Below are 22,004 nucleotides of genomic sequence, written 5' to 3'. Positions count from 1 at the left end.
TCTCTATCAAATTATTTTAGCTTTAACCATCGAGGGAATATTCAATTCCCCTTTATTCATAAAGAGAGTTAATCCTCTTCCTGTTATCTTCATACGCTTATTTTCCATTGTCACCGGCGCATCGGTATAAAATTTCTTTTCAGCATCGCTGTAATTCAAATAATCGGTGGAAAATTTATCGCCGGTATCTGAATTTATGACTACATTACCTTTTATATCAATGCTTTTTTTCTTTATCAGCATCTGCCCTTTATCCGCTGTCATTACAAAGACCTTACCATCTGAAGTTGTTAACTTTATTTGAACTTTATCAAATATAGCAAGATCCTGCTTTTTATCATATGTGGCGGTTTCGGCTTTTACTTCCCATTTGGCATTGGCTTCACCAACTTCCGTATAAACGAAGCCTTTTATTTGCAGGTCTACGCTATTCTGAAGTGCTTTTAACAAATTTTTGGGTTTATTTACACCGACCTTGATCACAGCCACAACGGCAATCAAAACCACCAAAGAAACAACTGCTATTGAAGATATAATGGCTGTTTTTTTGTTTAATTTCATTTAATCAGTGACATCCTGCTTTTGGCACTATTTTTGCTGTTATTATATCACTGTGAATGTCTCGTGTAAAGAAATAAGGCTAAAAATGATGGCAAAAGTAAGAAATAATGCAGTTTAATGAGATTGAGAAGCATCATATTGAGGGCTGTTCAAAAATGCTCAGATGCAAGGCGCGCAAAAAACCGTACCGCGAGGCGTATATGGATATACGTTGAGCTGTGCGGTTTGCAGCGCAACACAGCAGGTGAGCGTTTTTCAACAGCCCTTTTCACTAAATTCGTATCTTTCAGAAACCTCCTGCCACTTTCCCTGAGCTTGCAGAATCATTTCACAAAGTTCTCTTACAGCACCATATCCGCCTCTGTTTTTAGTCACGTAATCAACCGATACTTTTACTACATCCAAAGCGTCGGCGACCGCTGCCGAAAATCCGGCTCTTTTCAGTACCGGTATGTCCACTATATCATCGCCTAAATAAGCAGTTTCCTCTGCAGATAATTTGCGCTTCTTGAGAATTTTTTCAAACACTTCTTTCTTGTTTAAAGCGCCTTGATAAACATCTTTAATCTCCAGATCCTTAGCCCTATATTCCACTACTTTAGATTTTCGACCTGTAAGTATAGCAACCCCAACTCCATAGCGTTGTAATATCTTTATGCCATGTCCGTCGCGAACATTGAAACTTTTTAATTCGCACCCTTTATCATCCATCATTATCCTGCCATCCGTCATGACACCGTCTACATCCAGAATCAAAAGTTTTATTTTGCATAGTTTTTCTTTAATATTCTTTTTCATTATCGTTATTATCCTTTATAAATTTGGACCCCGATTAAGATAACATTAAAAAACACCAATCTCTTATTTACTTTATTTTTACCATGAGCCAAGAGGAGATTTGATTCCCTCTTTGTTTTTGTTTGTTATTGATTTTATTTAGAATAAACATAAATATGCCCCCTGTCAAGGCAGGATGTGCTTTTTTTGTTTTATCAATCAATATCTATTACTGAGACCGTCCGAAAACAGCCTCTACACTTAAAAGAATGCCCGGTGTAAATTGATGGTCTCTGTCACTTGGAAACCGGCATTGCGGAGCAATATTAAAATATATCCAGTTATGCGACAATAAATTATACCTGTAGCGGACACACAAAACGGTATCCGTCAACTTCCCTGTCGGTTCTGTCTCAAAGCTGCTGATCCATTCGTAGTTTAGAGCATTTGTTCTGTCGAGAGGTTGAAATAAAACTAAACTGAGATTGTAAAAGTAACCCGGCTTATCCTGAAACCATGAACCCTCGGCAGTAGTTCGAAAAAATAATGAGCCTATCGGTCGCTCCAAATCAAACCGCGTTGTTTCCTGCCACCTTGTATCTGTTCGATACATGACTTCCTGGGTAAACCGGAAATTCCATGAATCTACGGGTATCAGGAGACGATAGCGCGGAGCGCCAAATACGACAGGTTCTATACCACTGAACGTTAGTCCTGAACGTATGGAAATATTTTGATTTTCTGTGGATTCCAGGAAATACTGCAAGGCCGTCGTAAAACGTCGTTTATCGCTTACGGGTGTCTGTGGCTTATTCATGATTACCTGCGAGCTATTAGTAGTATCCTCCTTGACGGCTGTACCACCTCCAAGTGGTTCATCCGGCTCTATGGAAAAGATGAAATGCATTTTTTCTTTAAGTTTTGGCAATACCACCCTTGCGTCGACTCTGGGATCATTGGATATGCCGGATGAATCTTCTAAAAATAAGTTATACCGCAGAGTGACATAGGTATGGTTTTCTTCTGCCAGAGACCGTTCATTTGCAAAAAAAGAATCAACCCAGACAGCACTGTTGATAATCCGCTTTGATATGTTTCCATGGACGGCATCCGCCAGTCTTCCTGCCTTCTTCAACCCTTTATCTCTTGCAGGTGGTGCCAACTGTTCCACCGGTGTTTCGGGCGAATCTTCATCCTCTTGCTGTATGGTTGATGGTGTTGCTTCCGCAGATTTTAGGGGCGTCTGTATAATTCTTTGTTCTGTATTTACCGGTGCGGACGTCAGCTCTTCGCACAATGCGCCGGCAGTCATTGAAAAGATGATGATGGGAACAAAGACTATGAGGGAAAGAGTTTTTATTGCATTGATCATCACAGGCCAGAATATCGACAAAATTATCCTTTCGCAAACAGGAACTAACTGCACTAACTTTTTATTTTTACCAGGCTGTCGATTTTTTTTAGCATAATCAGCAACTCTTCCAGCTCGGAAAGATATAGCGAATTAGAGCCGTCGCACAAAGCTTTTTCCGGATCGTGGTGAACTTCAAAAAAGATACCATCTACTCCGGCCGCCACTGCCGCGCGCGCCAGATATTTCACCATATCCCGCTGTCCTCCCGATGAAGTTCCCTCTCCTCCGGGTAATTGCACGGAATGAGTAGCATCAAAAATTACCGGATACCCCATATCTCTGAGAATGGGTATAGAACGAACATCGAAAACAAGGTTATTATAACCAAACGATGCCCCTCTTTCAGTAATCATAATATTTTCATTACCTGCTTTTCTGGCCTTATCTATAACATTGACCATATCCCAGGGAGCTAGAAATTGCCCTTTCTTGATATTAATCACGCCGGCCTTCCTCGCAATCTCCGCAATAAAATCTGTCTGCCGACAAAGAAACGCCGGTACCTGAACAACGTCCAATACATTTGCCGCCGCGTCAATTTCTTCGAAACGGTGTACGTCGGAGAGCACCGGAACATCCAATTCCCCTTTAATCTTTTCCAGTATTGCCAATCCTTTTTTTGCTCCAGGCCCCCGATAGGACTTTATCGAAGTTCTATTCGCTTTGTCATATGAAGCTTTAAAGATAAAAGGGATGTCCAATTTTGCAGTAAGTCTTTTTAAATACCTGGCCGTATCAATTGCTGATTTTTCGTTTTCCAAAACGCACGGACCGGCAATCAGAACGAATTTCTTATTATCTCCAATAATAAATTTACTGATCTTTATTCGCTTCATTCTTCATCACTCCTGATTTTTTTCTGAGCTTTTTCCTGCAAAAGTTTAATTTTCATTTTCGGTATTTTTTGTGCTGCTTTTGCCGATTCCGGATTAAGCGCATAGGCACTGTTGTACGCTTTCAATGCTTCCTGATAAAGACCTTTTTTCTCGTAAGCCTCACCCAAGCCGGCGTAAGCCTCATCATCTTCGCGATCATATTTTAAAGCAATCCGGTAATGTTTAATGGCCGCGTCCAGATCATTACATTTGGTGTAAGCATATCCCAAACTTTCGTAGGACTCAGCTTTTTTCGGTTCTATTTGTGCAATTTTTTTATATTGTTTAATTGCCACCGCGCAATTCTTTTCTTTCAGATAGAATTGACCAAGAATACTCAGCACCTCTTTCGTCGGCGGAGATATTTTTTCATACTCGGCAATTGCTTTTTTTTCTTTTCCCAGTTTATCGTATGTATAAGCTAAGTTATAATGCAAGTTAGAATTTTTAGCGCCGTACTTAATCGCTTTTTCGTAATTTTCGGCTGATGCGGCATATTTTTTCATTTCACCATAGGCAAAACCTAAATTGGCAAAAATAGTACCATTTTTAGAGGATTTTGCCGCTAATTTCTCGTAATATTTCACGGCCTGAACAAATTTCTTATTTTTAAGCGACAGGTCACCGAGACGTTCCAGAGCATCAGCATCATCAGGATTAACTTTTAATACGTGTTCGTATTCTTTAATCGCTTCGGAGTTCATGCCTTTTCTATCATAAGCCGCGCCCAGATTGAATCGGACTGTTGGCTCATTAGGACTTAAAGAAACTGCTTTTTTCAAGTTATCCAGCTCTTCCGGCCATTTTCCCGTTCCGGCATAAGCAGAAGCAAGATTGGCATAAGCGGCAACCGATCGCGGTTGTTTCTTTATAACTTCTTTATAATATTTAATTGCAGATTCGTATTTTTTAAGTTTTAAATAAATATCACCCAAAGAAAGCAACGCCAAGTCGGCTTCTTTCGAATGGTCAGCAATATATTTATATTCTTCAATAGCTGCATTCATCAGGTTTTTATTTTTATAGGCTTCCGCCAGTTTTAATCTGACAGGATAATTATCCGGTTCAAGCCGCACAGCTTCACGATAATTTTGTATTGCCTGATCCCATAGTCCCTTTTCAGCGAAGGAAAGACCGACGCTGATATAAGCTTGTACTTCTTTTGGATTGATTTTGATAATCTGTCTCGATATCTTGATAGACTCGTCATATTCCTTTTTCTTTATATAGCATTTGGCCAATTCCCCCAAAGCTATTGTATCATCGGGCTTAAGTTCCACGACATCTTTATACTGGCCGATGGCCTCATCCAACCTGCCCTGCCGCGAATAAACACCGGCAAGAATCTTTCGAACACTGATATCGTTTTTATTTAAGTCTATCGCTTTTTTTAAATATTCGATTTGTTCTTTTACATTTGAAGAATCCTTGGCAAAACGAAACCAATCCTGTGGTGTAATAACAACTTTAAGAGGAACAGAAGCTATTTTTTTGTTGCGATAATTTATTAAGATTTTGTAGTCGGATACGATTCCGGAGTCATTTATCATAGTTCCGCTTTTTATTATTTTATCAACGAGCTCAACACCTTTTAATAAAACTCCCAGATCATTTTTACCTTTGTTCAGGCCCTCTACTTTAACATTCATATATTTGCCAGTTAAATCGTCACTTACTACAGACTTGATCACAAACTCATCACGGTAAGTCACATCTAAAGCTTCGTTTTCACCGGCACGAATATCCTTTCCATTTTTTTCCATTTCCAGATAATAAAAGTTAGGTCTGGAATTTAATACGTAATAAGAAAATGTGTTTTTTACCCTGGAGGCGTAGAAAGCAAAATAACGGAAAGGTTTAGGATAAAGAAAAAATATAAGGATAAAAATTAAAATTACGCAAACGACCGCAATCAATATTTTATTTATCGGGAATAATGTTTCCCTGTGTTGTCCTTCATTATTTAAACGTCGATTAATCATTAATCCCTCAATGAATCATAGGTTCTCTGCAGCAATCAGCCTCGTGGATGATATTTATGGTGAATTTCTCTTAATTTCTCGCGCGTTACATGTGTGTAAATCTGCGTTGTGGAAATATCGGAATGCCCCAGCATTACCTGTACCGTACGTAAATCTGCGCCGCCTTCCAAAAGATGCGACGCAAAAGAATGACGAAAAGTATGCGGATAAACCTTTTTTTTCAATCCGGTCTGCCGGGCGTAACCGACAACTATTTTCCAGAAACCCTGCCGGGTAAATTTTTTTCCAAAGCGGTTTAAAAACAAAACATCCGTACTCTTTTTCTGCATCAATTGCGGCCTGGCCTCATCAACATAACGTCTGGTGCAATCGTAAGCTATTTTGCCGACAGGTACAATTCTTTCTTTACTCCCTTTACCCATGACAACCAAAAAACCAACCTGCCAGTTGACGCTGTTCATTGTCAGGTTAATCAATTCAGAAACGCGGATTCCTGTAGCATATAGAAGCTCCAGCATGGCAGTGTTGCGTATGGCTGTAATTGTTTGATCACCCGGTTGAGCCAAAATGGTTTTCATTTCCTCTTTACTGATCGTGTCGGGTAGTTTCATCCAGACTTTGGCTAATTCAATATTGGCTAACGGATTTTCATTAATTATTTTTTCGCGAAGCAGATACTTATAAAACCCTCTTAACGCGGCAAGCGCCCTATTCATGGAATTAGACGCCAAGCCTTCATTTCTGATATGTTTCAGATATTCAACAACCGATTCCGGATTTACATCCTTTATATCCGTTACCTTTCTTTTCTCCTCAACAAAGGAAACAAACCGGCGTAAATCACGCCCATAAGATTCCAGTGTGTTTTGAGCTATGCCACGTTCGATTAAAAGGTAGTTAAAATACTTCGTCAATAATTCCCGCATGTCGCTTTTTAACGCAAATATGCCTGTGAAGCAAAGATTTTTTATTGACTTATTTTGTAATCTCGTAAAAATAAGAACTGAATGATTAAAATAATTCTTTTGGGGAAAGATACTAATGAAGAAAATTATTATTGCCTCAGATCATGGAGCCATTGCCTTAAAAAGTGAAATCGTATCTTTTTTAAAAACAAAAAATTGTGACGTAAAGGATATGGGGGTAAACAGCGAAGATCCTGTAGATTATCCCGATATCGCCGTCATTGCTTGCAACGAATTTAAAAAAGGCGGATATGATTTCGGCATTCTTCTTTGCGGCACAGGAATCGGAGTATCTATCACCGCAAACAAAATAAAAGGTATCCGGTGCGCTTTAATTCATGACTTGTTTACTGCAGAAATGGCCAAAGCGCATAATGATGCTAATTTTATCGCGTTCGGCGGCAGAGTACAATATTCCGTCCCGGTTACAAAAATGATTGAAAAATTTATGGATACTGAATTTGCCGGAGACAGGCATTCAAGAAGAGTAGCCAAAATAATGGATGCTGAAAAATCACGGGTATGAAACCCTCCGCTTCGCGGGATTGTTCAACTTACCAATTCCGCTGCGCTTCGCTTTTGGAATTGGAGTTTCAACAACAGTGTTAAAGTAATCCTTTAAATTTAGGAATATAAAATGGCGGATATTCTGGATAAGAAAAAGATTCGCAAAGTATTTCGTGATGTACAAAAACATCTGGCTATAGCCCAATTAATTCGTCAGTTTTCCACCAATAAAGAGGACATCAGAAAAACAGCCTTAAATCACGTTGACCTCTCTAACTGCCATAATGTCCTGGAATTAGGATGCGCTTTTGGCGCTTTTACCGAAGCTCTGAAGGATAGACTTCATGCAGACGCAACTATCACCGGCATTGATATCATTCCTGAATACAAACCTTTTTTTCTGGATGCCTGCCGACGCGCCGGATACTCGGGAACATTCTCTTCTTCCGGTATCGATCAAATAAGAAAACATTCCGACAATTCTTATGATTTGGTTATTTGCAGCTATGCCTTATATTTCTTTCCTAACATGATTCCCGAAATTGCCCGCATTCTCAAAAAAGATGGGCTTTTCATTACCATCACCCACTCCCGTGAGGATATGCGGGAAATGGTAGGTATCGTCAAAAAAATTCTTAAACAGAATAATTTTCTCGATCACACGCAACAACTGCCGATAGAAATTATTTTCGATCAGTTTTCCGCTGAAAAAGGCAGATCACTTCTTCAACCGTCTTTCGGAAAGATACAGACAATTGATTTCAAAAACACTCTGGTATTTCAGTCTCATGAAATGGACCACTTTCTGGATTATTTTCAATTTAAAAAATCTTTTTTCCTAATGGGAACTGAGGCTCACAACAAAAACATCATCCACCAGCTTCTGAGCGAACTGCAGGACACAGCCATGAAGAAAAATTTTGTCACCATGTGTAAGGATGACAGAATTTTTATCTGTTCACGCCCCATAAAACCAGAGGAAATATAATGAAAAAGCAACGAAAACACTGTATTTACTGCGGCGAAATAACGATAAAGAAATACGAGGACAACGTCCAGAGGGATTTTTGCCCCGCCTGTAATTCCTATTTTTATGAAAATCCTTTACCGGTGGTTTCCACAATTCTTGAATCGTCGCGTCAGATACTCCTGGTTAAACGCGACAGAGCGCCATCCAAGGGATTATGGTGCCTGCCTACAGGATTTGCCGAAGCAGGAGAAAGCATTGAGGAAGCTGCTCTGCGCGAACTGGAAGAAGAAACAGGCATCAGGGGTAAAATTGTAAAACTACTGGATGTTGATTCCTACAAAAGCCGTTTTTATGGCGATCTGCTTTTCTTGACTTTTGTCGTGCAGCAAATCGGCGGAAAGCTTTGTGCCGGCGATGATTGTTCGCAGGCCCGGTTCTGGCCGGCAAACAAATTGCCACCGCTCGCCTTCCGCTCTAACAAACTTGCACTGGAGGCTTACATTAAAAGCAGAAGAGATTACTGGGCAATATTCGATTCCATTGAGCACACTGATAAAAAAACCCTTCCGCCCGCAGTCGTGAAAAATTCTTTAACACGCCGTCTGGTCAATGTAATCATTAAAAACAAAGAAAAGATTATTGAACAATGGCTGGATGATGTACTGGTAAATCCTTCCACCGCTGAATACCATAAAATGGAAAGAGATGTTTTATATAATATCTGTGATAGAATTCTTTCCCAGTTGACTCTGTGGCTTGGCGGATTGCACGATGTCGAAAAAATCAAAAGCTTTTATACCAAGCTCGGCAGAGAAAGAAGGAAATCCGGTTTTAAAATCAGCGACGTATTAAGCGCACTCAGTCTCATCCGCAAACATATCTGGACTTTCGCGCTGGCACAGGACGCCCTGCAGAAAAATCTTGAATTGTTCATGACCTTCGAACTGCAAAGACGCATGACTATCTTCTTTGACCTTGCCACTTTTTATCTAACCCGCGGGCATGAAGAGAAGTAAAATGCTCTTTTTACCAACCGGATCGGTTTTTCTTTTTAAAATAAAAAAATATCCCATTGTCATTTTTTTAAAATCTGCTTTAATAAAGACATTAAAAATCAAGGAGAAAAACATGGCCGCTAAAGTCAAAATGTTTACATTAAGCACGTGCAGTCATTGCAAAGCGACAAAGAAATTTATGCAGGATAACGGAATTCCTTTTGATTGTATTGACGTTGATTTGTTGCAAGGAGATGCCAGGCAGAAAGTTCTGGAAGAAGTCATGCAATACAACCCCGATCGTTCTTTCCCGACCATTATCATAGGTGATGTTGTCATTATCGGTTTTAAGGAAAACGACATCAAGGAGGCTTTAGGCATTTAATGTCTCCCTCTGAACTATACGATATGTTAAAAAAGGCCCAGGAACCCAAAGGCTTTTTCTTTAACAAAGACAAAGATTGGGCTCTAAGCATCTTAGGTGATCTTTTGATCAATAAAGACCGCTACGGTTATATGGCCTGCCCCTGCCGTCTGGCATCCGGAACGCGCGAAAAGGATGTCGATATCATCTGCCCCTGTCAATACCGGCCGGAAGATATCAAGGAATATGGCAGTTGTTACTGTAACTTATACGTTTCTCCCGAATGGAATGAAGGGGAAATTGCACATCAATACGTTCCCGAAAGAAGACCGTCAGAAAAAAATAGTTTTTAAAAGACATTTGATTTCATTTATTATTTTTCGCATTTATTCCAGATAAAGACATTTTTTTACTTGATTTCCCAAGATAAATAATTATATTCAACCCAAGTTAAACATCTGACTTGGAAAAATCTGGGAAATAAGGAGTTATCTCCATGATTAATCTATATACATGCAAAAAAAAGAATATTCTCATCAGTGAAATCTGTACCGATACAACCTGCGAATGGCGTCTGAAAAACGAATCCTTTCTGAACTGCACATGGGTCGCCTGCAACTATGGGCCATTTACTCTGGAAGAAGTTGGAGATATGATGGGGGTAACCCGTGAAAGAATTCGTCAAATTGAGGCCAAAGCCCTAAAAAAACTTCAGCATAAGAAAAGAAGAGACCAGCTTAAAGATTTTGCCACACAGGGAAACGACTGGGATAATTTGTAGATATTGTTAACTCAGATTACCTTTGCGTCGGTGATATTTCTCTGCACACTTTACACAAGGAATAGTCTACATCAGCCTCTGGCTATTGGATAGTTCGACAACGTAGTCCACGGAAAATCTTAGAGCGAATTACCCTGCCAACTTTAGGTGGCATGGGCAAACTTCGCTACGCTCATTTTCAGCGAGTTTCACTATTTTTTCTTGCGGGATTTTTTCAGAGATATTACTTCCCGCATTTGGGCTTTACGCTCATCACGGGCAAACAGCAAAGCGCATATAGATGATTCTATGTCCATCGCAGCCATTTTATCCATGCGCGGCACGATAGAACAAATATTTCTTAATTCTTCCAAAGCTTTAACCGAACGTTTCGCCAATGTTTCAGCCATATTTTCCGCCACCTGCATAAACTCCTCCGGTGGCGCAACTTTATTCACTAATCCGATTTTCAAGGCTTCATTAGCACCGATAGGCTCTCCCAGCATTACTATTTCTTTGGCTTTTATTATACCGACAATTTGACTCAAAGGATAAAAAAAAGGATTAAATCCAAATTGTAATTCGGGATGACAAAAGATTGCGCTTTCAGAGGCAACTACAAGATCGCAAATAGTAACCAGATTAAATCCCCCTCCTAAAGCAATACCTCCTACGGCCGCAATTATTGGTTTTTTGTAAGAATAAATCTTTTTTAAATATTTCATCATTGATTCAAGAAATTCATCGCCTTCCTCATTAGGCAGGCTGGACATTTCTTTTATATCCATGCCGGCTGAAAAAACATATTCTCCACCGGTAAGCACTATCGCTTTAACTTCCGAATCAACCTCCAGATCAACAAAAACCGTATATAATTCCTTCCTCATCGTTTTAGAAATCGCGTTCATTTCGTGAGGACGATTCAATTTGACTACAGCGTACCCTTTTTTCTTTTCAACAATTATTGATTGATACGTCATTTTTTGTTATTTACCATTATTCGCAATTCTTTGCCGGTCTTAAAAAAAGGCACTTTTCTTTCTTCTAATTTTACTTCAGCACCGGATTTCGGATTTCGGCCCATACGCGGTTTTCGTTCTCTAACTTCAAAACTGCCAAAACCTCTTAACTCAATACGTTCTCCGCGTTTTATTGCATCCGTCATAGAATCGAATATTATGTTTACTATACAAGTTACATCCTGAAGGGAATAGGATTTCAACTCTTCCTGTAATTTTTTAATTAAATCGTTTTTCGTCATAAAATTTACTTTATCTTCCCGGATAATATATATAGTTTAAACCGCTCGTACTTTCCATCTTCTCTTTAAAAGAACTGCTTATTTTACTTGCCGCATTTTCCAGAAAATAATCAAACACGGAGAAACGTTTTTTACCGGGATAAACCAATTCATACTCGCCTGTTCTTCCCGCCATCTTACCTGCCAGTTTAGCCGCAAATGTCATGTCGCCAAGATAATCTACCAATCCCAGTTCTTTCGCCCTGCGGCCGGAAAATACACGGCCATCGGCAATTTCGATAACCTTCTCCCTGGTAAGTTTCCTCTCCTTTACAATTACATCAATAAACTGATTGTAAATATCATCAACCAGATCCTGAACAATCACTTTTTCCTCAGGAGTCATCTCTCTCAACGGAGAACCGATATCCTTATACTGGCCGCTTTTTACTACTGAAGATTTTACTCCAACTTTTTTAAGCAGTCCTTCGAAATTAGCAAACTGCATAATTGCTGAAATACTTCCCGTAATTGTGCCGGGGTTGGCTACAATTTTATCCGCGGAGCAAGCCACAAGCAATCCGCCGGAAGCGGCAACTGAACCCATGGAGGCAACAACTTTTTTCTTTTTCTTGAGTTCAATTACAGCATCGTAAATTTCCTGAGAGGCAGCTACACCGCCGCCGGGAGAATCCACCCTTAAAACTACGGCAACGATGGAATCATCATTGCCAAACTCATCCAATTGCTCTGTTATGGGTATGGAATCCGTAATTACACCGTCGACATGAACAACGCCTATTTTATCTTTTAAAGAAAAACTTTTATTTTTGCCTGAATATAAACCGGCTTTATAGAAAAAAAAGTAAAACGAGACACCCAGAATAAGAAGTATGAGCATTCCAAACATTACGGGATGTTTTCTCATTCGTTATTCACCTTTTTGCGAATTGTTAATTTTTAAATCTGCTAACGCCTGACTAAGATTAGATCCTATATTTTCTGTATTGTTAATATATTGATTGGATGTCGGGGCTGGTGCCGGAGCTTCCAGTTCTTTTATACTTAATCTGATTTTTTTAGATTTAGGATCAATACTCTTGACTACTGCAGATACAGTGTCGCCGATAGAATAAAGTTCCGAAGAAGTCTTTACTCGCTTTTGACTTATTTCAGAAATATGGACAAGTCCTTCAATCCCTTCTTCAATTTCCATAAAAATTCCGAAATCTGTAAAGTTTGTTATTTTACCAGTTACAGTGCTGCCAAGTGCATATCTTTGGGATAAATCATCCCAGGGATTTTTTTCAATCTGTTTTATACCCAGAGAAAATTTTTCATTTTCTACATCCACATTCAATACTACTGCCTCAACTTCCTGGCCTTTCTTAAAAAATTCAGAAGGATGAGTTACCCTGTGTTTCCATGAAATATCAGATACATGAATTAATCCGTCGATCTTTTCTTCAATCCCTACAAAAACTCCAAAATTAGTAATATTTCTGACAACACCCTTAACAATTGTTCCGACCGGATACTTTTCTTTAAGTTTCTCCCATGGATTCGGAGTTGTTTGTTTTAAACTTAGAGAAACTCGTTTGGTTTCCGGATTTACCTCTAGAACCATAACCTTTATAGTTTCTCCTATACTCAATACTTTCGACGGATGTTTAATCTCCCTGGTCCAGTACATTTCTGATATATGTACCAGTCCTTCAACGCCCGATTCCAATTCCACAAAAACTCCGTAGTCCGTTAAATTTACAACTTTGCCTTCGACAACTGAACCTACCGGATATCTCTCTGTGATTTTCTCCCATGGATTATCCATCAACTGTTTGAGACCTAAAGAAACCCTCTCTTTCTCAGCATCAAAGGAAAGAACTTTTGTTTGAATCTTTTCACCTTTACGGAAATTTTCCGAAGGCTTGGCAATTCTGCCCCAGGAAATATCTGTAACATGAAGCAATCCGTCAATGCCGCCCAAATCAATAAAAACACCGTAATCGGTGATATTTTTTATCACACCTTCTACAACGTTGCCTTCCTGAATGGATTTTAAAATATCTTTCTTTTCCGCTTCTCTTTCCAAAGCCACTATCGAACGGCGAGACAAAACTACATTATTGCGTTTTCGGTCATATTTTAAAACGTTAAAATCCATGGTTTGTCCGACAAATTTATCTAAATCTTTAACTGGACGGACATCTATCTGAGAACCGGGAAGGAAAGCGGTAATCCCAATATCAACCGAAAGACCACCTTTAACTTTTTCAACAACAACACCTTCTATCAGAATATTATTTTCACAGGCATTTTTAATATCTTCCCATATTTTTAATTTGGATGCCTTGTCTTTTGATAAAACTAAACTGCCTTCAGAATCTCTCTTATCAATAAATACATCTATTTCATCGCCAACTGAAATATTCATATTACCTTGTGCGTCTTTCAGCTCTGTGGCGGGAATGTAACCTTCAGTTTTCCAACCAACATCAACCATCACCCTATCATCTTTGACCTGAACAACTTTACCTCTGGCAATATCGCCATACTGGAGTTGATTAAGGCTCTGCTCAAAAAGGGCTTTAAAGTCCATACCGTCTTCTTTGGTTTGAGATGATTGAGTTTTTGTTGCAGAATGCGCGTCTATCTCATTTTCTTTTGTTAAGTTCATGTTATTATGGTTAACCATTAAACTAATCCCCCTGTTTTTTATGAAACTCTTTTAATTTTTAAGGTTTAACACACTGAATATTAAATATCAACATAAAATCAAGTATATTTTTTCATGTTTTTTTATCTTATTTAATCGAAATATAAGAAATAATTCTTTCTACCACACCCCTAACAGAGAGATTATCCGAATCAATTATTACCGCTCCTTCCGGAACTTTTAAAGGCGCTATCTTACGCTGTTTATCCTGTTTATCCCTTGCCAGCATGTCTTTTTGAACTGATTGATATTCAACTGAGACACCTTTGTCCAGAAGTTCTTTGTAGCGCCTCCTTATTCTTTCCTCTAACTGCGCATCAAGATAAAACTTATAATCCGCATGTGGAAAAACCACTGAACCCATGTCTCTTCCTTCGGCAATAATACCGCCGTTAGCGCCAGCTTCTCTTTGCAGATTAAGTAATTTTTCACGGACCACGGCAAACGTTGATATTTTAGAAGCAGCCATACTTACTTCTTCTGTACGGATTTTTTCCTCGACATCTTCTCCATCCACATACACTTTCATTCGACCGTCTATATTTTTGAGGACTACGGCAGTACTGGAACACAGATCAGCCAAGGCGGGAATATCTTCTAAAGATATTTTTTTCTTTAGCGCTTTATATGCAAGAGCGCGATAGAGGGCTCCTGTATCAAGATAAATATAATCCAGATTCTGCGCCAGAATTTTGCTTATTGTGCTTTTACCGGCACCTGCCGGCCCATCGATAGTTACAATAGACTTTTTTCCCATATAAAATAATCACCACCGATATTTAGAATCTGTCATGAAATGAAAACTTGTCTTAAAATTATAAAGAAGGTAATATATTCACTGTTAAAATAACTATTTTAAAATTGCTTATGCGTAAATTTATTCAAAATCAACATATTTGTTTTGTAGTTTTCATTTTTATCTTACTTTGTCGGGTAACCCCCTGCTTTGCCGAATTCACCCTTGAAGATGAAAGAAAAGTAGGCAAGGAGTTCTATGATAAATTAATAGAAAATAAACTCATCTTCAAAAATAAAAACCTCAACGATTACATAACAAAAATCGGCACTTTAATTCTGGAACAAACTCAAAAAGCTCCTTTTGATTTTCGCTTTTCTATCGTGGACAGCGACGCAATAAATGCATTTGCCACACCCGGCGGTTACATCTACATCAATAAAGGACTAATATTAGCTTCAGAAAATGAAGCTGAACTGGCCGGCGTTATTGCTCACGAAATCGGCCATGCCAACGCCCGTCATGTCGCCAGCATTATTGAAAAGTCTCAAAAATTAAGCATTGCCACATTAGCCGCGATTATTGCCGGAGCTTTTCTTGGAGGCGGTGGCGAGGCCACTGCGGCTATTGCCGCTTTTTCCGTGGCTGGCGCCAGCACCCTGACGCTCAAGTATACCCGTGCACATGAAGAAGAGGCCGACCGATTGGGTTTAAGCTATCTTGTCAGTGCCGGCTATTATCCGGCAGGAATGATTGATTTTCTCAAAATCATGAAACAGAATGAGTTCCTTTCCAAAACCATGCCTTCTTACCTGCTAACACATCCTGGAACTGACGATCGTATCTATTACATGGACAGTTTAATTTTAACGCAATACCATCAAAAAGGTAAAAAAAATATCATCGGCAATTTAAGCAGAATGCAATCTCTCATCTCTTTGGATCAATCTGATCTAGACACAAAATACAGAGAACTGACGGAATCATTAAAAAAAGATCCTGATAATGTTGATCTGCTTTATAATCTCGCAGTAATTGAAGACCAACTCGGTCAAACCTCCGCCGCTCTCCAACACTATCAAAAAGCACTTAGTTTATCTCCGCGAGATGAAGACATCTTAAAAAACATCGGATTAATTTATATCAAGACAGGAAAAGCGGATCTTGCGCAGGATTATCTTCTCCGGGCATCAAATCTAAATCCCGACAATGATGAAATAACTTTAGCTTTGGGCAAAGCGTATTTTGCTTCCGGCAAATATCAAAACGCGCTTGATTGTTACCTGAAACTCAAAGACAAACTACTCGATAATGAAGACATTAATTATTCCCTGGCCATGACCTACGGCAAACTTAACCATAAGGGAGAATCGCATTACTATTTCGGTTTATTTTTTAAAAAGGAGGGGAAGAAGGAAAGCGCACTGTTTCATTTTAAAGAAGCACTCAATTATTTCCCGCAGGGTTCGGAGCGAAATACTGCCATTAATCAGGCAATAAAAGATTTGGAAAGCAACAAGAAGCCAACACCACCAATGGACAGACAAAAGCGCTGAAGCGACAAATATTTTTTTTGAGACTTGACATTATTTAATTGCGGTATATCTTAAAAAAAAGGATAAAAACAAATGCCTATTTACGAATTTAAATGCAAAAAATGTAAAAATATATTCGAAAGCATAATTTTCTCGTCGGCTGATGAAAAAGACCTTTCCTGTCCGAAATGCGGCACAAAAAAAGCCGAAAAAATAATGTCCGTATCCGCTAAAAGAAAGTCTAAGGGTTCATCAGGTTCAACTGGATCATCGTGCTCAGCCACCTCCTGTCCGCCCGGATGCTCCTGCCACTAAAATAGTTTTAACAATTACTCGCATTTTTAAAACATCTAGTGCTCGAAACTGTTCAAAAATGTTCAGATGCAAGGCGCGCAAAAACCGAATCGCGAGGCGTATATGAATCATACGTTGAGCGGTGCGGTTTGCAGCGCAACGCGGCAGATGAGCGTTTTTCAACAGTTTCTTATCTACTTCTTTTATATTGCGAAAAAGCACATAATACATTATAAGACTCCAGCTTTATCATTTTTTTTGAAAGGAGTCTCAACGTGAACATTTTAATTTTTGGCCCTAACGGTAGTGGCAAAGGAACACAAGGCGCAATAGTACAAAAGAAATATGGCGTGCCCCATATTGAAACAGGTGTTATTTTCCGGCAAAATATTTCCAAAAAAACCCCTTTGGGAGAAAAGGCAAAAGCATTTATCGATCGTGGAGAACTTGTACCTGACGATATTACCATTCCCATGATTCTTGACCGCCTGAAGGAAGATGATTGCAAAAAAGGCTGGCTGTTGGATGGATTTCCCCGTAACCTGGCTCAGGCTGAAGCCCTTTGGGCAGCACTGGAAAAAGAAAAGATCAAGCTGGATTACGTCATTGAAATCGATCTGGATCGTCAAATAGCCAAGAAACGCATTATGGGACGCAGACTTTGTAAAACAGACAACAACCATCCCAACAACATTCACATTGACGCAATTAAACCTGCGGAAAAGGATGGCAAATTTGTCTGCCGTGTTTGCGGATGCGAGGATATGTCTGCGCGCGCTGACGACCAGGATGCTGCGGCGATCGATAAACGTCATGGCATTTACTATGATACAAAGACAGGTACTTTGGCCGCTGTTAACTATTTCAAACAAAGAACAAAGATAATTTCTGTTGACGGCAGCGTTCCCGTAAAAGAAGTAACGGACGACATTTTAAAGAAACTTGTTTAATTTGTACGGAGAGACATTTGATAAAAGCCCTCTTATTTCCATGAGGGCTTTTTCATCTTCATACCGATAGAGATTTATGGAAAACATCAGAAACTTCAGTATCATCGCGCATATTGATCACGGCAAATCAACGCTGGCCGACCGTTTGATACAATTTACCGGTGTCTGCAATGAAAGAAACTTTCAGGACCAGATTCTGGATAATATGGATATTGAACGGGAGCGCGGCATTACGATCAAAAGTAACGCCATATCCCTGCCCTATCGCGCCCATGACGGAAAAGATTATATCCTGAACCTGATTGACACCCCGGGCCATGTTGATTTTTCCTATGAAGTTTCCCGGTCTCTCGCCTCCTGCGAGGGCGTCTTGCTCTTGATTGACGCGGCGCAGGGAGTGCAGGCGCAAACTCTGGCTAATCTTTATCTGGCGCTGGATCACAATCTGGAGATTATCCCCATCATCAACAAAATAGATCTCCCCTCCGCCGACGTTGAACGGGTGTTGGAGGAAATTGATTCGGAACTGGGGCTTGATCCTTTTACCCATATCAAATGTTCGGCCAAGGAAGGGATCGGCATAGAAGAAATTCTGGAAGCCATTGTCACGCGTATTCCACCACCCACGGGCGACTCTGCCAATCCTCTGGCCGCTTTGATTTTTGACGCCAAGTATGACTCATTTCGCGGCACAATTATTCATTGCCGCGTTTTTGAAGGAACGGTTAAAAGCGGCGATATCATAAAATTCATGTACAACGGCACAACTTATAAGGTGGAAGAGGTCGGCCACTTTCTGCTCACCCGCACTAAACGGGAAAAGCTCTCTGCCGGTGAAGTCGGTTACATAATCGCCGGCGTGAAAACCGTGGCGGATGTGCGCACAGGCGATACAATAACTTTACAGGACAGGCCTTGCAGTAAGCCGCTGCCCGGCTTTAAGGAAGTCAAGCCGGTTGTTTTTGCTTCTATCTATCCTATTGCTTCCGATGATTATCAGGATTTGGCCGATTCTCTGGAAAAATATAAACTCAACGACGCTTCTTTTATCTTTGAAAAGGATTCTTCCGCCGCTCTCGGTCAAGGTTTTCGTTGCGGCTTTTTAGGCCTTCTTCATCTGGATATTGTGCAGGAACGTCTGGAGCGAGAATACGATCTTTCTATCATTCTTTCCGTGCCCAGCGTGCGTTATCGCTTCACACTCAAAGATAAAAAAACAGTCTATGTGGACAATCCGGCGCATTATCCTGATCCTTCGGAAATTGACAAAGGGGAAGAACCTTACATCCGGGCCGCAATGATGCTTCCGGAGCGTTATCTGGGAGCGGTAATGAAGCTTTGCATGGAAAAACGCGGCACCAATTCCAACATGAACTACACCAGCCCCGGACGTGTAGAGTTATCTTATGAAATGCCGCTGGCCGAAGTCATCTATGATTTTTATGATCGTTTCAAATCCGTTACACAGGGTTATGGTTCATTCGATTACGACATCATTGATTTTCGCGAAAGCAATCTGGTTTTAATGGATATTCTGGTTAATGGCGAAAAGGTTGATGCTCTCTCGCAGATTGTCCATCGCGAGCGGGCACGTGCGCGAGCCCTTCTAGCTTGTGATCGACTTAAAGAAGAGATACCGCGCCAGATGTTTAAAATTGCCATTCAGGGCGCCATCGGTGCGGAAATTATCGCCCGCAGCACCATCAGCGCTTTCCGCAAAGACGTCATTGCAAAATGTTACGGTGGTGATATTTCCCGCAAAAGAAAACTGCTGGAAAAACAAAAAGCAGGGAAAAAACGTATGAAGATGATTGGCAACGTGAGCATTCCGCAGAGTGCGTTTCTGGCGGTCCTTAAATCCGACACCGATTAGCAAGAGACTGTTGAAAAGCGCCCATCTGCTGCGTTGTGCTGCAAACCATGACACTCAACGTATACCAAAATACGCCTCGCGCCCCGGTTTTTGCACGCCTTGCATCTGAGCACTTTTGAACAGTCTCAATTTTTTGGATTAATATCTCATAGGTGCAAGGCTATAAAAAGAAATACTTTCCCATCATGCCGCCTTGCTTTCATCTTGAATATGAAATAGAATAATTTCTATTTAAAGATACAAAAATCAATACTCAATTTTAATTAGAATTATGAGAAGTGAACAGGCCGGGCTTTATATTCACATTCCTTTTTGCCTCAGCAAATGCGGCTATTGCAGTTTTTACTCAATCAAATCAGTCAAGCTTATTCCTGAATATATTGCGGCGTTAAAAAAAGAAATAAAGTATTATCGAAACGTCTTCTCCTCATTTGACACCATCTACATCGGCGGCGGCACCCCTTCCCTGTTGACGCCAAAACAATTTATTGAAATATTTACATCAATAAATAAATATTTCAATATTGATATTAATGCCGAGATAACTTTAGAAACTAATCCTGGAGATATTTCTTTTAACTATTTAAATAAAATGAAGAATCTTGGAATCAATCGTCTGAATATCGGTGTTCAATCATTTGATGATAAAGTTTTACAACTACTGGGACGCAGGCATTCAGCCAAAGAAGCAATTTCCGCCATAGAAGCGGCCAGAGAAGCCGGATTTGATAATCTGGGAATAGATTTGATTTATGGAATACATGGCGTAAGTATTAAATCATGGGAAAATACTTTGCAAAAAGCCGTTTCTTTCAAGCCGGAACACATTTCCTGTTACCAGCTTTCACTCGACGATAGGACACCCCTCTATAATAAATATTCTTCAGAGGGATGGAAATTGCCCGATGAAAATACGGAACTCAAATTATTTTTAACCACCGCTGAAGAACTGAATAATGCCGGTTACATTCACTACGAAGTTTCCAACTTTGCACGCCTTGATAAATTTAAATCCCGGCACAACCAGAAATACTGGCAACACGTTCCTTATTTAGGACTTGGCCCTGCCGCACATTCTTTTTTGAATAATAACCGCTGGTGGAATAAAGCCGCCGTTAAAACGTATTTAAAAAAGATTTCTCAAGACAAAATGCCGGTGGAAAATACGGAAACACTTTCCGCAGAACAACTGCAACTGGAAACTTTATTTCTTGGCTTGCGAACCAAAGCCGGAATCGATTTAAAACGCTACAAAGTCAAATACGGCGTTGACTTGCTTAAAGATAAGAAAACAATTATTGATGCGTTAATCAAGAATAAACTTGTAGAATTAAATGATGGCTTTTTGCGTCCGACTCGTAAAGGAATGGCCGTGGCTGACAGCCTAGCGCTGATCTGATACCAAGCCGAATGTAAGTTACCACCTTGCAGGTGATAATTACCGGTGATGTAAGATTTATTTTTTATGTGCTCCCCTCCGGGATGCACTCCCGGTCATTCGTCTACCTTTGCTGGTCCCGATTTATCGGGATCATCGGCTCCTCGACGTATCGTACTACGCGTGACCTTTAGGTTATACGACTGCGTCGCCTCTTCCTCGCCGTCGCGGTATACTTCTAACTGCGACTTGGTATGATATAAATTTTAACGAAAAGCTGAGCCGGAGCAGCCCACAGGGCTGCTATCGGCTCTAGCGACGGGTTCGGTTTTTAATTTAACGACGACTCATTTGATGAGAACTGAATACAGCTTCTTTTCATTAGCGCGTTCATATCCGGCACCCCAAGATTTAATAAAGTTCTCACGTTCTAAAAAAAGCAAATATACAGGTTTCCAACTCCTCTTATGCAATTCAGATTCAACTAATTTTACAATAATATCTTGACTCCCATGTTTGGTAATACCGTAAATATGGATATGAAAAGAACGTGAACCACCTTTGCAGTACATTTTTATTATATCTTGATCAGTTCCAGTAGCTACATATTCTTTTCTAATAAATGAAGCAACCGAACATGCTTCATTCTGATCCTTAGCATTTTTCCCGCCCATTGATGGTTCATCAACCAGAGGGCGCTCCGATAAAGGTTGCTCATTTTTATTGATTGATAGATAAGCTATAGTAAGGATTACTAAAGAAAGAACGCAAATAATTAGAATTATTTTCCGCTTCATATACTTTTCATATCCTTACCGAACATTGTTTATATAGATCTATGTTAATAATAAGGAACCAATCCCGAATCGCTTCGCATTCGGGATAATTCGCCCTTCATGTTTCATAGCACTTTGTTTATAAAACATGGGGCTCATTAACGCCGACAACTCCTTCGGCATAACCACCTCGAAAATACTATATGTTTTATGTCTAATTATTTGATTTATAAACATTATCAGCAAATTCCCTGTAATTTATTTGGAATGTTATAAAGATCAATATAATACCCCGAATAATTATCTAAAGAATGCCAATCGGACTTCTACTGCACA

At 39.8% G+C, this 22,004-nt stretch carries 24 protein-coding genes; 11 read left to right on the top strand and 13 right to left on the bottom strand.

Going from position 1 to position 22,004, the window contains the following annotated elements; genetic code table 11:
• Positions 1-6: 6 nt before the first annotated feature.
• The 6 genes from lptC to CVU62_04645 all read right to left on the bottom strand — a co-directional run bounded on the left by lptC (position 7) and on the right by CVU62_04645 (position 6,535).
• Positions 7-561 carry an LPS export ABC transporter periplasmic protein LptC gene (gene lptC / locus CVU62_04670; GenBank protein PKN38155.1) on the bottom strand — a complete coding sequence of 185 codons (555 nt, stop codon included), beginning with the start codon at positions 559-561 and terminating at the stop codon, positions 7-9.
• A 255-nt stretch (positions 562-816) separates the two neighbouring features.
• Entirely contained in the window at positions 817-1,347 is a 531-nt protein-coding gene (locus CVU62_04665; GenBank protein PKN38565.1) for a phenylphosphate carboxylase subunit delta, read from the bottom strand.
• 220 nt (positions 1,348-1,567) lie between these two features.
• Positions 1,568-2,710: a hypothetical protein gene (locus tag CVU62_04660; GenBank protein PKN38154.1), complete on the bottom strand. Its 1,143-nt coding sequence runs from the start codon at positions 2,708-2,710 to the stop codon at positions 1,568-1,570.
• Positions 2,711-2,763: 53 nt separating this feature from the next.
• On the bottom strand, positions 2,764-3,588 hold the full coding sequence (locus CVU62_04655) for a 3-deoxy-8-phosphooctulonate synthase (protein ID PKN38153.1): 825 nt from the start codon (positions 3,586-3,588) through the stop codon (positions 2,764-2,766).
• Positions 3,585-5,609, bottom strand: coding sequence for a hypothetical protein (locus tag CVU62_04650; GenBank protein PKN38152.1), 2,025 nt, complete (start codon positions 5,607-5,609; stop codon positions 3,585-3,587). The genes CVU62_04655 and CVU62_04650 overlap by 4 nt, the downstream gene beginning before the upstream one ends.
• A 35-nt stretch (positions 5,610-5,644) precedes the next feature.
• Complete coding sequence (locus CVU62_04645) at positions 5,645-6,535, bottom strand: site-specific tyrosine recombinase XerD (protein ID PKN38151.1); 891 nt, start codon at positions 6,533-6,535, stop codon at positions 5,645-5,647.
• Between the two features lie 115 nt (positions 6,536-6,650).
• Here CVU62_04645 and CVU62_04640 point away from each other — a divergent pair, with 115 nt between their 5' ends.
• The 6 genes from CVU62_04640 (at position 6,651) to CVU62_04615 (ending at position 10,191) form a co-directional block, all read left to right on the top strand.
• Entirely contained in the window at positions 6,651-7,100 is a 450-nt protein-coding gene (locus CVU62_04640; GenBank protein ID PKN38150.1) for a ribose-5-phosphate isomerase, read from the top strand.
• 111 nt (positions 7,101-7,211) lie between these two features.
• The gene (locus CVU62_04635; protein PKN38149.1) at positions 7,212-8,069 is read left to right on the top strand and encodes a hypothetical protein; all 858 of its coding nucleotides are present in this window, start codon (positions 7,212-7,214) and stop codon (positions 8,067-8,069) included.
• Positions 8,069-9,067 (top strand): hypothetical protein, encoded by a 999-nt coding sequence (locus CVU62_04630; GenBank protein ID PKN38148.1) that lies wholly within the window; start codon positions 8,069-8,071, stop codon positions 9,065-9,067. Before CVU62_04635 ends, CVU62_04630 begins: the two co-directional genes overlap by 1 nt.
• Positions 9,068-9,179: 112 nt before the next feature.
• Complete coding sequence (locus CVU62_04625) at positions 9,180-9,431, top strand: glutaredoxin family protein (protein PKN38564.1); 252 nt, start codon at positions 9,180-9,182, stop codon at positions 9,429-9,431.
• Positions 9,431-9,763, top strand: coding sequence for a ferredoxin:thioredoxin reductase (locus CVU62_04620; GenBank protein ID PKN38147.1), 333 nt, complete (start codon positions 9,431-9,433; stop codon positions 9,761-9,763). The genes CVU62_04625 and CVU62_04620 overlap by 1 nt, the downstream gene beginning before the upstream one ends.
• A gap of 143 nt (positions 9,764-9,906) precedes the next feature.
• Positions 9,907-10,191 (top strand): hypothetical protein, encoded by a 285-nt coding sequence (locus CVU62_04615; protein ID PKN38146.1) that lies wholly within the window; start codon positions 9,907-9,909, stop codon positions 10,189-10,191.
• Between the two features lie 191 nt (positions 10,192-10,382).
• Here CVU62_04615 and CVU62_04610 read toward each other — a convergent pair whose 3' ends face one another.
• The 5 genes from CVU62_04610 to CVU62_04590 form a co-directional block, all read right to left on the bottom strand.
• The gene (locus tag CVU62_04610; protein ID PKN38145.1) at positions 10,383-11,150 is read right to left on the bottom strand and encodes a hypothetical protein; all 768 of its coding nucleotides are present in this window, start codon (positions 11,148-11,150) and stop codon (positions 10,383-10,385) included.
• A complete protein-coding gene (locus CVU62_04605; protein ID PKN38144.1) occupies positions 11,147-11,431 on the bottom strand; it encodes an integration host factor subunit beta in 285 nt (94 codons plus the stop codon). Before CVU62_04605 ends, CVU62_04610 begins: the two co-directional genes overlap by 4 nt.
• A 10-nt stretch (positions 11,432-11,441) precedes the next feature.
• Positions 11,442-12,338: a signal peptide peptidase SppA gene (gene sppA, locus CVU62_04600; protein ID PKN38143.1), complete on the bottom strand. Its 897-nt coding sequence runs from the start codon at positions 12,336-12,338 to the stop codon at positions 11,442-11,444.
• A gap of 3 nt (positions 12,339-12,341) precedes the next feature.
• Entirely contained in the window at positions 12,342-14,087 is a 1,746-nt protein-coding gene (locus CVU62_04595; protein ID PKN38563.1) for a 30S ribosomal protein S1, read from the bottom strand.
• 127 nt (positions 14,088-14,214) lie between these two features.
• Complete coding sequence (locus CVU62_04590; GenBank protein ID PKN38142.1) at positions 14,215-14,883, bottom strand: cytidylate kinase; 669 nt, start codon at positions 14,881-14,883, stop codon at positions 14,215-14,217.
• A 104-nt stretch (positions 14,884-14,987) separates the two neighbouring features.
• Between CVU62_04590 and CVU62_04585 the strand changes: the two genes are divergently transcribed.
• Both CVU62_04585 and CVU62_04580 read left to right on the top strand, forming a co-directional pair.
• The gene (locus tag CVU62_04585) at positions 14,988-16,418 is read left to right on the top strand and encodes a hypothetical protein (protein ID PKN38141.1); all 1,431 of its coding nucleotides are present in this window, start codon (positions 14,988-14,990) and stop codon (positions 16,416-16,418) included.
• A gap of 72 nt (positions 16,419-16,490) precedes the next feature.
• Positions 16,491-16,712: a zinc ribbon domain-containing protein gene (locus tag CVU62_04580; protein PKN38140.1), complete on the top strand. Its 222-nt coding sequence runs from the start codon at positions 16,491-16,493 to the stop codon at positions 16,710-16,712.
• Here the strand turns inward: CVU62_04580 and CVU62_04575 are convergent.
• Positions 16,674-16,922, bottom strand: a complete 249-nt coding sequence (locus CVU62_04575; GenBank protein ID PKN38139.1) for a hypothetical protein — start codon at positions 16,920-16,922, stop codon at positions 16,674-16,676. The genes CVU62_04580 and CVU62_04575 overlap by 39 nt on opposite strands.
• Before the next feature lie 44 nt (positions 16,923-16,966).
• Here CVU62_04575 and CVU62_04570 point away from each other — a divergent pair, with 44 nt between their 5' ends.
• The 3 genes from CVU62_04570 to CVU62_04560 all read left to right on the top strand — a co-directional run bounded on the left by CVU62_04570 (position 16,967) and on the right by CVU62_04560 (position 20,913).
• A complete protein-coding gene (locus CVU62_04570) occupies positions 16,967-17,641 on the top strand; it encodes an adenylate kinase (protein ID PKN38138.1) in 675 nt (224 codons plus the stop codon).
• Positions 17,642-17,717: 76 nt separating this feature from the next.
• Positions 17,718-19,514 (top strand): elongation factor 4, encoded by a 1,797-nt coding sequence (gene lepA, locus CVU62_04565; protein ID PKN38137.1) that lies wholly within the window; start codon positions 17,718-17,720, stop codon positions 19,512-19,514.
• A 271-nt stretch (positions 19,515-19,785) separates the two neighbouring features.
• Positions 19,786-20,913: a coproporphyrinogen III oxidase gene (locus CVU62_04560; protein PKN38136.1), complete on the top strand. Its 1,128-nt coding sequence runs from the start codon at positions 19,786-19,788 to the stop codon at positions 20,911-20,913.
• 326 nt (positions 20,914-21,239) lie between these two features.
• On the opposite strand, the gene CVU62_04555 is transcribed toward CVU62_04560, so the two are convergent.
• Positions 21,240-21,689 carry a hypothetical protein gene (locus tag CVU62_04555; GenBank protein PKN38135.1) on the bottom strand — a complete coding sequence of 150 codons (450 nt, stop codon included), beginning with the start codon at positions 21,687-21,689 and terminating at the stop codon, positions 21,240-21,242.
• Positions 21,690-22,004: the final 315 nt, after the last annotated feature.

Source organism: Deltaproteobacteria bacterium HGW-Deltaproteobacteria-2 (genome assembly GCA_002840505.1).
Classification (GTDB): Bacteria; Desulfobacterota; Syntrophia; order Syntrophales; family Smithellaceae; genus Smithella.
This window is presented reverse-complemented; position numbering and strand designations above follow the sequence as displayed.